Origin of the sequence: Sporomusa rhizae, assembly GCF_041428845.1 — a bacterium.
In the GTDB taxonomy this organism is placed as follows: Bacteria; Bacillota; Negativicutes; order Sporomusales; family Sporomusaceae; genus Sporomusa; species Sporomusa rhizae.
This window is the reverse complement of the sequence record NZ_CP156925.1, coordinates 4,962,890-4,977,621: the sequence shown is the minus strand read 5'-3', so window position 1 is coordinate 4,977,621 and position 14,732 is coordinate 4,962,890. Positions and strand designations below refer to the sequence as shown.

13 protein-coding genes and 1 other annotated feature are annotated in these 14,732 nt (G+C 39.5%); of the genes, 8 read left to right on the top strand and 5 right to left on the bottom strand.

Going from position 1 to position 14,732, the window contains the following annotated elements; all coding sequences use genetic code 11:
• Positions 1–395 precede the first annotated feature (395 nt).
• The 3 genes from SRRS_RS23285 to SRRS_RS23275 all read left to right on the top strand — a co-directional run bounded on the left by SRRS_RS23285 (position 396) and on the right by SRRS_RS23275 (position 4,072).
• A complete protein-coding gene (locus tag SRRS_RS23285; RefSeq protein ID WP_371363798.1) occupies positions 396–1,589 on the top strand; it encodes a histidine kinase in 1,194 nt (397 codons plus the stop codon).
• 2 nt (positions 1,590–1,591) lie between these two features.
• Entirely contained in the window at positions 1,592–2,356 is a 765-nt protein-coding gene (locus tag SRRS_RS23280) for a response regulator (RefSeq protein ID WP_371363797.1), read from the top strand.
• A 240-nt stretch (positions 2,357–2,596) separates the two neighbouring features.
• Positions 2,597–4,072, top strand: a complete 1,476-nt coding sequence (locus SRRS_RS23275; protein ID WP_371363796.1) for an amino acid permease — start codon at positions 2,597–2,599, stop codon at positions 4,070–4,072.
• Positions 4,073–4,179: 107 nt separating this feature from the next.
• Here SRRS_RS23275 and SRRS_RS23270 read toward each other — a convergent pair whose 3' ends face one another.
• Positions 4,180–5,097: a 4Fe-4S double cluster binding domain-containing protein gene (locus SRRS_RS23270; RefSeq protein ID WP_371363795.1), complete on the bottom strand. Its 918-nt coding sequence runs from the start codon at positions 5,095–5,097 to the stop codon at positions 4,180–4,182.
• A gap of 110 nt (positions 5,098–5,207) precedes the next feature.
• Here SRRS_RS23270 and SRRS_RS23265 point away from each other — a divergent pair, with 110 nt between their 5' ends.
• Positions 5,208–5,756: a CGNR zinc finger domain-containing protein gene (locus tag SRRS_RS23265; protein ID WP_371363794.1), complete on the top strand. Its 549-nt coding sequence runs from the start codon at positions 5,208–5,210 to the stop codon at positions 5,754–5,756.
• Positions 5,757–5,805: 49 nt separating this feature from the next.
• Positions 5,806–6,639, top strand: coding sequence for an MBL fold metallo-hydrolase (locus tag SRRS_RS23260; protein ID WP_371363793.1), 834 nt, complete (start codon positions 5,806–5,808; stop codon positions 6,637–6,639).
• A gap of 169 nt (positions 6,640–6,808) precedes the next feature.
• On the opposite strand, the gene SRRS_RS23255 is transcribed toward SRRS_RS23260, so the two are convergent.
• Positions 6,809–7,432 (bottom strand): hypothetical protein, encoded by a 624-nt coding sequence (locus SRRS_RS23255; protein WP_371363792.1) that lies wholly within the window; start codon positions 7,430–7,432, stop codon positions 6,809–6,811.
• Positions 7,433–7,460: 28 nt separating this feature from the next.
• Positions 7,461–8,243: an aldo/keto reductase gene (locus SRRS_RS23250; protein ID WP_371363791.1), complete on the bottom strand. Its 783-nt coding sequence runs from the start codon at positions 8,241–8,243 to the stop codon at positions 7,461–7,463.
• 319 nt (positions 8,244–8,562) lie between these two features.
• Positions 8,563–8,815: a binding site (T-box leader), on the top strand.
• Positions 8,816–8,868: 53 nt separating this feature from the next.
• Here SRRS_RS23250 and SRRS_RS23245 point away from each other — a divergent pair.
• On the top strand, positions 8,869–10,098 hold the full coding sequence (locus tag SRRS_RS23245; protein ID WP_371363790.1) for a phenylacetate--CoA ligase family protein: 1,230 nt from the start codon (positions 8,869–8,871) through the stop codon (positions 10,096–10,098).
• Positions 10,099–10,227: 129 nt separating this feature from the next.
• Here the strand turns inward: SRRS_RS23245 and SRRS_RS23240 are convergent, their stop codons facing one another.
• Entirely contained in the window at positions 10,228–10,695 is a 468-nt protein-coding gene (locus tag SRRS_RS23240; protein WP_371363789.1) for a CPBP family intramembrane glutamic endopeptidase, read from the bottom strand.
• 240 nt (positions 10,696–10,935) lie between these two features.
• Between SRRS_RS23240 and SRRS_RS23235 the strand changes: the two genes are divergently transcribed.
• Positions 10,936–11,985 (top strand): patatin-like phospholipase family protein, encoded by a 1,050-nt coding sequence (locus SRRS_RS23235; protein ID WP_371363788.1) that lies wholly within the window; start codon positions 10,936–10,938, stop codon positions 11,983–11,985.
• A gap of 178 nt (positions 11,986–12,163) precedes the next feature.
• Here the strand turns inward: SRRS_RS23235 and SRRS_RS23230 are convergent, their stop codons facing one another.
• On the bottom strand, positions 12,164–12,565 hold the full coding sequence (locus tag SRRS_RS23230; RefSeq protein WP_371363787.1) for a YmaF family protein: 402 nt from the start codon (positions 12,563–12,565) through the stop codon (positions 12,164–12,166).
• Positions 12,566–13,318: 753 nt separating this feature from the next.
• Here SRRS_RS23230 and gdhA point away from each other — a divergent pair.
• A complete protein-coding gene (gdhA, locus tag SRRS_RS23225; protein WP_371363786.1) occupies positions 13,319–14,674 on the top strand; it encodes an NADP-specific glutamate dehydrogenase in 1,356 nt (451 codons plus the stop codon).
• Positions 14,675–14,732: the final 58 nt, after the last annotated feature.

The window sequence follows — 14,732 nt, the reverse complement described above, 5'->3', positions numbered from 1 at the left end:
TCATCTTTTGTCAAAAAGTGCCTTAAACACATGAAATACCTGAGTTTATGAGGGGTCAAGTCCTTGTCACTAATAACGTTTTATTTTATAATAATAGTAGGTTGCAAAATAAATGTAATTTTTTAACATGTTTTGTAAAAAAAGCAAAAATATGCTAAATATACTTATAAATAATGGTAATACATTAAACTCAAGCAGTCCTAATAAATCATGTATGATGGGGTTGCATCCGGAACTGTGCCCATCATTCTTTTAGTCTCGTTAACTTAAAGAATTTGGTCACAAACTCGCGGATGCCTTTATTTTTTATCCTGCTTTTAACCATTACTGCTAATACTTCGTTTAATCCGCCAAGCGAAATACAATCAATCATAGAAAAGGAATTTTGGCGAAAAATGAATAAGACTGACAAAACATTGAAGATTTTAATGGATTCCAATCTGTATTCTCGATATAGCGGACTATTATCTTTATCTAATATATCTTTGCTGCTGATAGATCCAAATGGTGATATTTTGCTTGAGTTTAACCCGTCGCCCGAGTTCTGCAAAGTGATTTGCCAAGAATGTGAAACGCGGCTATGCTCAGACTATATTTCTAGATTAAAGCCAGGTAAGGGAGAAAGATTTGTCTGCCGGTATGGACTCGAAAATATTGTTTTGCCAATCCATATTGATAACCAAGCAATTGGTTATGTTATCGGAGCACAGGTTTTTTCTACAGATAGTGAATATCAGAAGTATTTGATTGATATAATGGCCATTGCCACGGAGAAAAAACTGGAACCTGAATTTATTGCAAAATCGATTTCCACGATAAAGACCATTGAAGAAAACAAAATCGAAATTCATGAACAACTATGCAATCACATTGCCAAAAATATTTGTTATGACTTTTCGGAAAGCATTAATAATACCGATAAGGCTATCGCCCGATTATCCATTGAAAAAGAAATGCTGGAAAAAAAGATCATTGACTTGGAAGCAAAAAACATGTCTTTGGTCATTAACCCGCATTTCTTGTTTAATACCTTAAACTCAATCGCGCGTATCGCTTATTTCGAAAAGTCCCATACAACAGAAGAACTTATTTATTGTCTTTCTGATTTATTGCGGTACAACTTAAAGCAAGACGATGAGCTGCATACCATCGGCTCCGAAGTGGATAATATTGAGAAATACTTGTATATCCAGAAAATTAGATTTAAAAATCGTTTGGAATACGAAATTGATATTGCCGAACATATTAAACCCCATAGAATTCCCAACATGATTATCCAACCGATCGTCGAAAACGCGCTTATTCATGGTATTACCCCGAAACGGGATGGCGGCAAAGTAAAAATTTGCGCGGAAAAATATAAAAATAATATCACAATTTCTGTCATTGATAATGGGAATGGGTTTCCCAAAGCGGTTTTGCAAAGTCTTCAGCAACCGGAAAGTAAGCTGGGAATAGGTTTTCGCAGTACTGACAAACGGCTGAAACGTTATTTTGGCGATGAGTATGGCTTAACAATTGTAAAATCAGACTATAGCGGCAGTACTGTAACTATCTCGATTCCCACCAAACCCAATGCGAGGCGATAGCGATGAGTGTAGTTTTGATTGTGGAGGATGAATTACTCGAATTGGAATTTCTCAGATCCATTGTTGAGGAAATTCTTCTGCCCGAGGATACAATACTTACCTGTGAAAGTGGAATTCAGGCTGTCAATCTGGCCAAACAATACCGGCCGGATATCATAGTGATGGATATCCTTATCCCTGAAATGGATGGTTTACAAACTCTTCAGGAGATTAAGAAATTCCTTCCGCGCGTATGTGTAATGATCCTATCCGCCTATTCAGACTTTTCGTATGCGCAAAAAGCCATTCGTCTGCGAGTTCAGGAGTACTTACTCAAACCCATCAAGCCGTCGGCTTTCAAACAGGCATTCCGCGAACTGCTTGCTACGGTAGCTGAATGTCCGGAACAGTTCGAGGCAGAAGTTACCGACACTCAAATTGACCAGATCTACTTCATTGAAAAGTCGCTAAAATATATACACGAAAACTTTAAACAAAAATTGCCCTTGCAGTTGGTTTCCTCCTATGTATTTGTTAATCCTCAGTACTTCAGCCGCATCTTTAAAAAAGAAGTCGGGATTAACTATATAGATTATGTAAATAACTTAAAGATTGAATATGCGTGTAAATTGCTGGAGACGACGAATTATCCCGCCTATCGTATTTCCAGTGAATGCGGTTTTGCTGATCCCTCCTATTTTAACCGCGTATTCGTGCAGCAGAAGAATATGACTCCCAAAGTATACCGAAGAAAACATCTATGTGAAGGTGCAGCAAATAATAGTTGATGCGCCTTGCGGTCTTTTTATAAAATAATATTAATAAAAACAGGTTTTCGCTTTCAGAGCAAAGCGGAACCCTGTTTTTTTTGCCCTTATAGAAAGTATAACTTTCGCCTGGATAAGAGCAACATCGGCTTCGGCTTTCGCCAAGGCTTGGCGTAAGTCGTGTTTTCTTTAAAGATGAGTTATAACATAGCCTCGCTTGGCAGATACTTGTAAAGAAGTAGTTAACAAGGAGGGGCTGGAGTGAAAAGTCAAAGTGGAGGATTATCGGCTTGGCAGCTCACAATGATGGCATTGGGAACAGTAATCGGGGGCTCCTTTTTTCTGGGGGCTGCTGTCGCTATTCGGGCTGCAGGGCCGGCAATCATAATATCTTTTATAATAGGTGGCGCTCTTGTATACGCTATTCTTTATGCATTGTCGGAAATGACCGTAGCTGATCCGGCACCAGGATCATTTCGAACCTTTGCGGAAAAAGCGTATGGTCCTGCTGCCGGTTTTGTTGTAGGGTGGGTGTACTGGACAGGGCTGGTGCTGGCTATGTCCAGTGAGGCAATTGCCGTGTCAGAGTTGCTCAAGACCTGGCTGTATGGATTTTCATTGCCTTTGCTTGGGGCGGCAGTTATTATTGTTGTTACCGTTCTCAATCTGTTTGGTGCCGAACGCTTAAGTAAACTGGAAGGGGGGCTGGCAGCGGTAAAACTGTTTGCCATCGTTGGCTTTGTAGTCTTAAGTGCGGCGATTGTTGGCGGATTAATGCCAGGGACAGCGCCGGCAAAAGCCGGAGCATTGATGACAGAACCAATATTTCCGAAGGGAATCGGTGGAATTGCAGGGAGCATGCTGGTGGTAATGTTTAGCTATGCCGGGTTTGAGGTTATTGGCTTAGCGGCTTCTGAGACTCCCAATCCGCATAAGACTGTACCGCAAGCAATCACTTATACTGTTTTCGGCTTAGTCGGTTTATATATAACAGCCGTCACAGCGATACTGCTGCTTGTACCAACGGAGGGATTAACCACAGAACAAAGTCCTTTAGTGACTGCGCTGACGGCGTGGGATTTACAATGGGCTGGCAATGCAATCAACATTGTGCTTGTCACTGCCATTCTATCAACAATGTTGGCGGCGATGTTTGGGTTAGGACGCATGCTCCGGTCACTGGCGGATGAGGAGCATGCACCGTCCTGGCTTAAAGATGAAGGTGATATTCCTTATCGCGGCATCCTCTTTTCGGGAGCAGCAATGCTCACAGGCCTTGGCCTGGGACTTTTACTGCCGGCACAAGTATATCTCTTCCTTGTAAGTTCCGGTGGTTTTGCACTGCTTTTTTCCTATTTCGTTATTCTGGCAACCCACCACAAACTGCGCAAGCAGCAGGGTTGTCCACCTGAAGGAAAATGCCAGCTTCCCGGTTTTCCCGCTACTTCCGGGCTGGCATTAGTCAGCATTGCAGGAATCATTGCCAGTATGCCGTTAATCCCCGGACAGGGGGCGGGGCTGTTTGCCGGGCTGGGTTTTGTAGTTTTGTTTTCGCTAATTTATTTTGTTAATAAGAAGCTTCTAGTGAAAGAAGCAGGCCCCAATTGGTTGGTTAACAGGGAGGCGCACATAGCAGACCTGCAGTTTGAAACTGCAGAAGAGTTAAGTGATGAGAGTAAATCGCTGCTGGAAAAAAAGAGTGAGAGCAGTAAGGAGATAAAGGATAAACAGGTGTAGAAAAATGTCGTATTACTGCATAGTAAGCTTATACTATTTAATTATTTAGTGTAAAAAATCTCCGCTTTTCAGGCGGGGATTTTTGGCGTTAGATGGAACGTTGGAAATTAATATTTGAGTAATGCTTTAAGATTTCTTTGTAAAGTAATGATTTCATAGTCATTAAGATTGATTTTTTTTAGAGCTTCGCAGAGTTTTGAAGGAAGTTTAGTAAAGTTATTTGCATGTAATAGTTCATCGATATCTGATTCATCCAAGATATCCCTGTAATCTGTTAATATGTTTTGATTCCGGTTTTGAGGACATGCTAGTTGGCAGCGAATACATCCGACTAAGGAGTTGTGCCAATTGTCGTTAATCCAAACGGGGAATGGTTCGGAATTTTCGTTAATATAGGTAAGACATCGTGATGCATCGATAATTTTTTGCTTTATGTCAATACACTTTGTGGGGCAGTTATTTAAACAGGCCCAGCAGTTGTCGCAGTGTGGCATCATTTGTATGTCTTGCCAGGTAGCATTGTCACACGGCATATCGGATATTAGAGCGATTAGGCGATAAAAACTTCCCATACCCGAAATATAGGAGATATTATTTCGCCCGTACTGACTGAGTCCACTTCTCACCGCAAGAATTTTTAATGGGAGCTTTCCGCGAATAAAAGAGTAATTTTCTTTTTTTAATTCATTTTCGACAATATTGAATACAAGTTTTTCTGCTTCGGTATATATGTAAGTCGGTGGCACAACAATTCTTTGTTCTTTTTTGCGATAGGTAAAGCGCAGTATTGTCATTGGCTGTGGTACTGCCGTGATAAGTATCGATTGTGCATTAGGGAATACTTCGGAGTAATCGTAATAAAAATGTCTCAAATATTTGTGTATAAGATTTTTGCTGAGAATACCGGAATTGTATAACTCGTCCATTTCTTGCTGCAGATTAATTAGAAGATGAATAGGTATAATTGCAGCTTTACAATTATTCTGCTGTAATTTTGTAAGTAATGAAGTTTCCTGTACGTTCAATACGGACCCCTCCTTGTAACTGTTATTTTGATTAATGGGGGTTACAATGAAATAATTAGTATAATATCTTGCTTTGTAACTGTCAATAATAATATAAGGGGTTACGAGAAATGAAAGAGCTATGTTTGGATTTTTTAAATACACGATGGTACCTTACTCATAAAATCAACAAGGAGATATTGGCAGATCCCGAATTGCTTAAGGAGTTTCTTGAATCGCACCAGTTGCATATTGACAGTCCTTTTTCTACTGAAATAATAAATGGATTATTGGAATTGCGGGCATTTCTTGCTAAAAATTTAGAGGATTATATGAGAGAAAGAGCAATATCGTCTGAGGCCATTAAAAGGATAAATTACTATCTTGCAATATCAACCTGCATAAGGGTGATGGAAAAAAGGGAGAAAGGATTCAGTCTAGCAATACGGCCGGATGTTGTTGATTGGAGTTGGATTATGGCAGAAATAACCGCTTCTTTTGTTGAATTAATCGAATCTGGTGATTACAACCGCATTAAACTTTGTGAGAACCCGGAATGCAAATGGTTTTTTTACGATGAAACAAAAAGTCGCACAAAACGATGGTGCGATGACCGCTGTGCAAGCCTAATGAAGGTAAGAAAGTTTCGTTCTAAACAGAAAAATATCCTCAAAAAGTAAATGGCATTTTTTTGAATTTGAGTGTAATGTAAATAAGCTGGAGGTTTATATGAAATTAACCGTTTTAGTTGATAATAATACTATAATTGATAGATACTTTCTGGGGGAACCCGCTGTTTCGTATTATATAGAATGTGAAGGGAAAAAATATCTGTTTGACACAGGTTACTCAAATATTCTCTTAACAAACGCAAATAAAATGGGGATAGACCTTTTAGCGCTAGATACAATACTTATATCACATGGCCACAATGACCACACATGGGGATTAAATGGATTAGTCCGTTTGTATACCGAAGCTATATTTGAAGGTCGCAGTTTGAAAACACCCACGATAATTGCTCATCCTGATGCTTTTTTTGAGAAAAGAAAAAACGGACTAACAATAGGTTCAATGTTGTCCGGTCGCCAATTAGAAAATACTTTTCCATTAAACCTTAGCAGAAAACCTGTAATGTTGTCGGATAAACTTATATTCCTCGGCGAAATTGAACGGAGTAATTTATTTGAAGCAAAAAAATCAATCGGTGAGACGCTGCAGGATGGTATGTGGCAAGAAGACTTCGTGCTGGACGATTCTGCTTTAGTGTACAAGTCTGATCAAGGTTTAGTTATAATTACCGGATGTTCCCATTCCGGGATTTGCAATATTATTGAATATGCCAAAAAAGTTTGTAATGAAGAAAGAATATGTGACATTATCGGCGGATTTCATCTTTTGAATCCAAGTCACCAGCAGTTAAGCAATACCTGTGAATACTTAAAAAGAAATCGGATTTGTACTATTCATGCCTGTCATTGTACCGATATGCAGTCGAAAATTAAGCTGGCTCAGGTAGTAAATATTAAGGAAGTTGGTGTAGGCTTAGTAGTTGAATATTAACAAAACCGAAGGTTGCCACAGATTCTCTATAGCTACATTAATTCCCGCTTTTCCTCAAGAAAGAGTATGATAGATACTTTAAAACCCCACTACCTTGCCTTACGGCTTGGTAATGGGGTTTGTTTACTCCGGGCTTCCTAATGTTTAGGCAGTCTGAAGGCCCAAAGTGTCACTTTATGGGATGGAAAAACGATTGTTTAATCATGTTTTCTTGAGTAAATACTCCTTGCCCGTTAATGACCATACCAGTTTTTACTCTTATATTGCGGGCAAGACCATATCCCTTTAATACTCCTCCCCGGACATCCGGATCGGAATTCATGAATGATTCCCCTTCATCTAAATGGCAATCTTGCACAGTTATATTACCAATAACTTGTGAACAAGAGCCTAAGTAGGAACATCCTAATATTTGTACGCCATTAATATAGCGGCCATGATCTCCAATATGTATATTGGATTGTTTAGTATTTGCCTTAATGCTTACTCCACCGTCACCAAATTGGTTGCTGTCTCCAATTTGGACTTTTCCATATTCGGCGCGAATCAAAGAATTAGGCCAAAAGGTGTTACCGTTTCCAATGTATATAGTGCCATTATTTTTTGTTTCGATAATAACTCCACTATAAAATTTATTATCAGTACCAATTTCTACGGAAGAACTTATTAATGTCGAAAATGGATCTAATATCAAATTGCCCTTTGCTTCTAATTCTAGTAGTTCCGGTATAGAAAAAAATCCGTTCTTTTGGCGCTGCTCATTAATTTTCGAGAAAGCTTCTGCCATATTCACGAAATTATCCCCCTATTACATTTATAAATTAATCCTCAAATGCTTTTTGAAATCCGCGCAGATTTTCTTGTAAATGCTGAGGAGATTTTGTTCCAGTTAGTATTACCCCACGAAAATTCTTCTTAATAATAAATTTAAATGCTTCTTCGATAGTATCTGAACTATTATCCAGATTATTTTTATACATTATTTCGCCCATATGAAATGGCCTATTACTAATTACAAATTTATTATTTTCTTTGGCTAAATCTAAAATTTCTTCTAAAGAAGTAAAATTCATATTGTAAGGAATTTGTATCACTGAAAAGGTATTGTTTTTGCATACAATACAACCGGACTCTACATCACTGACACTTGCTCCAATAATATTAATTCCTTTTTGCTTTGCATATTTGACAGCGTCTAGCAAAGCCTCACTTTGCAAAACCTCCACATTAGTTTTGTGAAGTTGAAGAATATCGATACGCCCTAATCTTTCTAAGCTCTGATCAATGCTGCTGCAAAGAGCTTTATAAGAATGATCTACATAGGTAGATGATGTCGTTTCGTCAAAAAATTCTCCAAATTTAGTGGCAACAACAACGCTATTTCTTTGTTTCGTATCTAAACTTTTCAGAAATTTTCCCAGTCGTACTTCACTTAGTCCATAGGCAGGAGCAGTATCAAAAAAATTAATACCCATTTCGAAAGCTTTCATCAAAAAATCCAGAGAATTTTGTTCCTCTGGTATTGAAGATGATTTATATCCCCACGTTCTTCCTATGCCAATTAAACCTAACCCCAGCTCTATATCTGCATTTTTATTTGTCATCCTTACGCTCCTTTTTTATATAAAACTTGAAGTGAATTACTAACGTTGCTGTAATAAATTGCATATATTCGAAATTCTATACAAAACATTTTTTCCCTACTGCATAATAAAAAGAGTATGCGCTTTTTCCCTATTCAGGGAGAGAGGTAAGAGCGAGGCAATAGATTTATTCCGGCTATTTTTAGTGTCCGCAAAAGGAGAATATGCTCCTGAAGGTGAGTGAAATAAATAAATGTGCGTACTGGATAAATAAGTATTGACAATGTTTGTTAATTATGATTAAATTAACAAAAAAAGTATATACTTTTTAAAACTATAACATAAACCGATGATAGGGAGATTAAATCAATTACGCGCTTACAGAGAGCCAAGGGTAGCTGTGAACTTGGTAGAAATGCGGATTGAACAAGTGGACCCTTGAGGGTGGGGCGAAACGTCTGGGGACTTAGTAGCTTTCAACGTGTGCTCACGTTATCGAGCCGGGAATGTGTTAGCATTCTTTATGAGATAGTCAAACGTAATAGTTGTTTGGCAATCAAGGTGGTACCGCAGATGAAACATCTGTCCTTGTAGAGGATAGGTGTTTTTTTATTTGACAAAATTATAGGTGAGGAGCGTTTGAATTATGAAGGCGGAGCAGTTTGCAAAATTAAAGACCTTGCTGCAGCGTGTGCAGCAGAATAGTGTTTTTTATCAGAATAAATTTAAAGAAGCGGGCTTTGATATTGATACTATTCAGGACCCGTCTGATATTGCTTACATTCCATTTACCACTAAAGAAGAGTTGCGGGAAGCTTACCCGCTCAATATCCAGGCTGTTCCTGATGAAGAAATTATCAGAATACACTCTTCCTCGGGGACGACCGGCAAGCCGATCATTATTCCCTACACCGCTAAAGATGTGGACGATTGGGCCGAAATTATGCGGCGCTGTCTGATTGTTGCCGGTGTAACAGCAAAAGACAGGGTGCAGGTTACCCCTGGATATGGTTTATGGACAGCCGGTATTGGATTTCAGGCTGGTGTGGAAAGAGTGGGAGCCATGACGATTCCCATGGGGCCGGGAAATACCGAAAAACAACTACAGATGATGATGGACTTAGAATCCACAGCAATTATTGCAACCTCCTCCTATGCGCTGTTATTGGCGGAAGAAATTCATAAGCACGGATTGAAAGAGCATATCCACTTGCGAAAGGCTATTCTTGGTTCAGAACGCTGGGGGGAAAAGATGCGCACGAGAATAAGCGAGGAACTGGGGGTAGAGTTATACGACATTTATGGACTGACTGAAATATATGGGCCAGGAATTTCGATAAGCTGCAGTGCCGGGAACGGACTACATTATTGGGATGATTATTTGCTGTTTGAGATTATCAATCCCCAGACAGGCCAAATCGTACCTGATGGTGAATTCGGCGAATTGGTTATTACTACTTTGACAAAAGAAGGTGCGCCGCTTATCCGCTACAGAACCAGAGATATTACCCGCTTCTTAACCGGGGAATGCCCCTGCGGTATGACTCACCCGCGCCACGACGTAATCTTAGGCAGAACTGATGACATGGTTAAGGTCAAGGGAGTTAACATCTATCCAGGTCAAGTGGACGATGTTCTTAAACATGTCGAAGGTATAAGCAGTGAATACCAGATTGTCCTGGAGCGGGAAGACGGTAAGGACACCCTGCTTTTGAGATTTGAACAACAGCCCGGTTTTGATGGCAATAATCTGGAAGCGCGTGTAAAAAGGTATTTTAAAACGAAAGTCGGCTTGTCCATCAATGTCCAGGCGCTTAGCATTGGTGAGCTGCCGCGCAGTGAGAAGAAAACGAAACGGGTTATCGACAATAGATAGTAAAAACAACTCTGCGAAAAAGCCCTCGGCCTTGCAAATATATAAATGAGGTTTCTCTCTGGGGGGACAGTAAAGAAGGAATGCTCCTTAACTACAGGACATTCCTTCTTTGTCGTTTAGGCTCGTTACCTAATTATAATGTTTTGCACGTATATACAGCCGCTGCTTTTTTTTCTCAAAATAGTCCTGCCAAATTACATTGACCAAAGCATGGATAATCATCGGCACTACTATATTGAAATCGGAAAGAATATAGCTTCCTCCGTAAACAAATCCGGCAAGTGCCGCCGTAACTGCAAAACGGTATCCGAAATGGGGAATATGCGCCAGCCCAAATATAAGTGATGAAAAGAAATATGCACCGAACAGGCCAATATTAGGATTTAACCGCATATGATTCAGTAAGCCCCAACGAAAAACAACTTCCTCAAATATGACGATGAGTGGTTGGCGCAGAAGTATCGGTTGGATTACTTCCAGTGTCGAATTATATAAATTACCTGGGACAAAATCAACTTTGATGATCCGCCGCGCTATGATGAAAAGCACTAGAACACCTACGATGCCTGCTCCAATTCCAGTAAAAAAACTAACCATATGTTTTTCCTCCTTAATTTTTATTGGACTATTAATAGTCTAATTGATGTGGGAATGGATATTGCATAATACGCAAGGGGGACGCTGAATGTTAGTTTTTTTGCAATACATAATTTTAGCCGTTACCGTATTATTTGTGTTAGTATACAATATTTACATAAAATACCGGTTAACAAATTGATAGCTGAAAACAGGGGCTATGGAGCGATGTTGAATTTATATACAAGGGAGGGCAGCGTTGTGGCGTATTGCTTTCGCAATCTGATTTTCGAGGGAGGCGGAGTAAAGGGGATCGGATACGTCGGAGCTATGCAGATCCTGCAAGAAAAGGGGATAATGGATAGCATTACAAGGGCTGGCGGGGCTTCAGCCGGAGCAATTGTAGCAACGCTCGTTGGTTTGAATTATAGCCATAATGAAATAAGCGATATTCTAAACGGGCTTGACTTTCGTAATTTTCTCGATGATTCATGGGGCCTTGTTAATGATATCAATCGATTAATCGTTAACTACGGGTGGTATAAAGGAGATTTTTTTCTTAATTGGATTGAAACCCTTATACAGCAAAAAACAGGTATTACCAGAACAACTTTTGCTGATGTCAAAAATCTGCAAGACCGCTTTGGGTTTAAGGATATATACATCATCGGGACAAATTTATCTACACGATTTTCCGAAGTTTTTTCCTATGAGAAAACACCACAGATGTGTCTTGCCGATGCTGTGCGTATTTCTATGTCCATTCCGCTTTTTTTTACTGCGCCGCAAAATAGTCAAGGTGAATATTATACAGATGGTGGCGTATTAGATAATTACCCAATTCGCCTGTTTGATCGCCAGAGTTATGTTGACAATGATTACATTATTCCCAACTATTACAAAATGTGTAATCTAAGGATGGATGGCAATGGGCCGGAGAATAATCGCTATGTTTATAACAAACAGACTTTGGGTTTCCGGCTTGACTCCCAAAGCGAAATAGGCGTATTTAAGGATAAAGCAGATCCACCCCGCTGCAAAATAAATAATTTTTTTGATTTTACCTGGGGTTTGGTTGAAACTGTACTGGAATGTCAAAGTAATGAACACCTGAATAGTTATGATTGGCCACGAACCATATATATTGATACATTAGGAGTTCGAACGTTGGATTTTGGCATCGACAATGAAAAAAGACATGCTTTGATACAATCGGGGCGGGAATGCACAGAAAAGTACTTTGTCTGGTATGATGATGCGGAAAATCTGCCAATAAACCATCCTGCATCCAAAAAATCAGCGATAACGTAGACTGACTTTCAGGTGAAGTGTTAGCTCCATAGTTTTATTATCCTTTCGCCAGGTAGGATAGAAAGAAGGAATGTTCCTTTACATAAGAGAACATTCCTTCTTTTCGTTGGGTGGTGATATACTAATAAACCTATACGGGATGAATAATTTCTATTTCATCCGCATTGGATTGGTATTGTTAATCATCTTTGCACTTACAGTCCTTAGGATTGTGCTCTTTTTTCTCTTGATTTGGTGTAGTATCTGTCATACTGTTAAACTTGTGGGCGTGCCCAAGAGAAATACTGGTTTCGCCGCAGAATTGATGGGTATGCTCGCCCCCGCCTACTTCAATAGCTGGCCCTGTCACGGCGTCAGCTACATGCCAATGAATTGGCCCGCATTTTGGCTCAGAAGTAGTTAGAAGGCAAATAGTATGAAAATGACTATTGCCTGAATAGATTGCCGGACCAGTTGTTCCCGGAATTCCATGCTGGTGATCTCGGACTACATCAGCGATAGTGATAAACGCATGATTGTGATCTGTGCTTTCGTAGGCAGGTACTACATAATGCTGCTGTCTTTGATCTTCGTTACTCAATAATTTCACCTCCTTTATTAACATAATATTCATTATGATGGAATAAGTGATTACTTAATCCATAACTCAAATAATTTTTTAGCACTAAATGAATAGACTCAAAATCCAGCTAATTCAAAGGGAAAATACTAAAGAGAATCACCCACCGCAAATGCGCATACAAAATAGTCCTTGCAGAGAGGTGAATGTTTCTGCAAGGACTATTTGTGTTATGATTCGTCTCAAAGAAGCGAATGTAAAGCAATTTTTATATCGCTTTTCCTGCCTTCAATAAAATAGAATATGCGTATTTGTTTTTTCAATTTTACCAATATCTCTATTAATGGTATTATAGGTATTGACAGATGTAGAGCAGTAATCATTCAACAAAGGCTGACCATTGCTCAAGAGTCTATTTTAAAATATCTAAATATTACTAAAGTTTTTAATAGTGGAATTTATTATTCCCAAATTACAACTCCTCGGAACAGTAAGTAGTTTAATGGGGTATTTATTTTTCTTATAAATATAATACAATATATTAAATACTGTATACTGTGTCATGTTTATAAAAACATAATAGAATTTATATTTTACAAAAAGAGGGGTGTTATGTTTGATATTGACCGTATCAAGTGTAAGGATGTGACTCTTGTGTAGGATTTTGTCTTAAAAAGTACTCGCATTAAATTCAGTAAAGTATGTTTTCCTGAAGAGGCGTAATTAAAGTTGATTGGATGCATTGATCAACAAACACATTGAGGGGGATTTGACATGAATACAAATGCTAAAAAGTACATTGACGAACTTTATCGCTGCGTTGTTGAGCGAAATGCGAATGAACCGGAATTTCACCAAACTGTCCAGGAAGTGCTGGGTTCTTTAGTACCTGTCCTTGAGAAAAATCCCGAATATATAGAGCAGGGAATTGTTGAACGGATCGTGGAGCCTGAGCGGCAATTTATATTCCGGGTACCTTGGATGGATGACACTGGTAAGGTAAGAGTAAACCGTGGATTCCGTGTTCAGTTCAACAGTGCAATTGGACCGTACAAAGGCGGGTTACGTTTTCATCCGTCAGTTAACGTTGGTATCATCAAATTCCTCGGTTTTGAACAAACCTTTAAAAATTCACTTACCAGTTTGCCGATGGGCGGCGGCAAAGGCGGCTCTGATTTTGATCCAAAGGGCAAATCTGACGCGGAAGTTATGCGATTTTGCCAGAGTTTCATGACGGAGCTGTATCGATATATTGGTCCTAACACAGATGTGCCAGCCGGTGACCTTGGTGTCGGTGGCAGGGAGATTGGCTATCTCTTCGGACAATATAAGAGAATAAGAGGCAGTTACGAAAATGGTGTTTTAACCGGTAAAGGTCTTACCTATGGTGGCAGCTTGGCTCGTCCGGAAGCTACCGGTTTTGGTATTGTTTATTTCTGCCAGGAAATGTTAAAAGCTAAAGGAACTTCCTTCGAAGGCAAAACAGTTGCTGTGTCCGGTTTCGGTAATGTTACCTGGGGGACAATTAAAAAAGCTACTGAATTAGGTGCCAAAGTTGTTACTCTTTCAGGTCCTGACGGATATGTGTACGATCCCGATGGCATCAGTGGCGAAAAAATTGATTTCTTGCTCGAAATGAGAGCGTCTTGCCGTGACCGGGTTCAAGATTATGCTGACAAATATGGCGTTAAATTCTTCCCGGGCGAGAAGCCTTGGGGTGTTAATGTTGATGTCGTCATTCCCTGTGCTACTCAAAACGAGATTCTTATTGAAGATGCTAAGAAAATCGTTGCGAACGGGATTAAGTTTGTTTGTGAAGGCGCAAATATGCCTTGTACCAACGAAGCAATTGAGTACTTTCTCGAAAACGGCATATATCTTGGGCCATCAAAAGCTGCCAATGCCGGCGGCGTGGCCGTATCCGGCCTGGAGATGTCCCAAAACAGCATGCGGTTAGCCTGGTCTTTTGAAGAAGTTGATGCTAAGCTCAAAACTATTATGCTTAATATCTACAAAAATGCCAGCAAAGCGGCAGAAGAATATGGTTTTAAAGATAACCTGGTTGTTGGCGCCAACATCGCTGGTTTTATTAAGGTCGCTGAAGCAATGAAAGCGCAAGGTTTGGTTTAAGACAAATAACATTCTATAATTAGTTGAGAAGCAATGGGATATTCGAAGCCTAAGGTTG

Bases quoted from the DNA above. Each gene is read 5' to 3' on its own strand.
- SRRS_RS23250 (WP_371363791.1), bottom strand. From the start codon at position 8,243: ATGACAAATAAAAATGCAGATATAGAGCTGGGGTTAGGTTTAATTGGC.
- SRRS_RS23285 (WP_371363798.1), top strand. From the start codon at position 396: ATGAATAAGACTGACAAAACATTGAAGATTTTAATGGATTCCAATCTG.
- SRRS_RS23245 (WP_371363790.1), top strand. From the start codon at position 8,869: ATGAAGGCGGAGCAGTTTGCAAAATTAAAGACCTTGCTGCAGCGTGTG.
- gdhA (WP_371363786.1), top strand. From the start codon at position 13,319: ATGAATACAAATGCTAAAAAGTACATTGACGAACTTTATCGCTGCGTT.
- SRRS_RS23260 (WP_371363793.1), top strand. From the start codon at position 5,806: ATGAAATTAACCGTTTTAGTTGATAATAATACTATAATTGATAGATAC.
- SRRS_RS23280 (WP_371363797.1), top strand. From the start codon at position 1,592: ATGAGTGTAGTTTTGATTGTGGAGGATGAATTACTCGAATTGGAATTT.
- SRRS_RS23265 (WP_371363794.1), top strand. From the start codon at position 5,208: ATGAAAGAGCTATGTTTGGATTTTTTAAATACACGATGGTACCTTACT.
- SRRS_RS23240 (WP_371363789.1), bottom strand. From the start codon at position 10,695: ATGGTTAGTTTTTTTACTGGAATTGGAGCAGGCATCGTAGGTGTTCTA.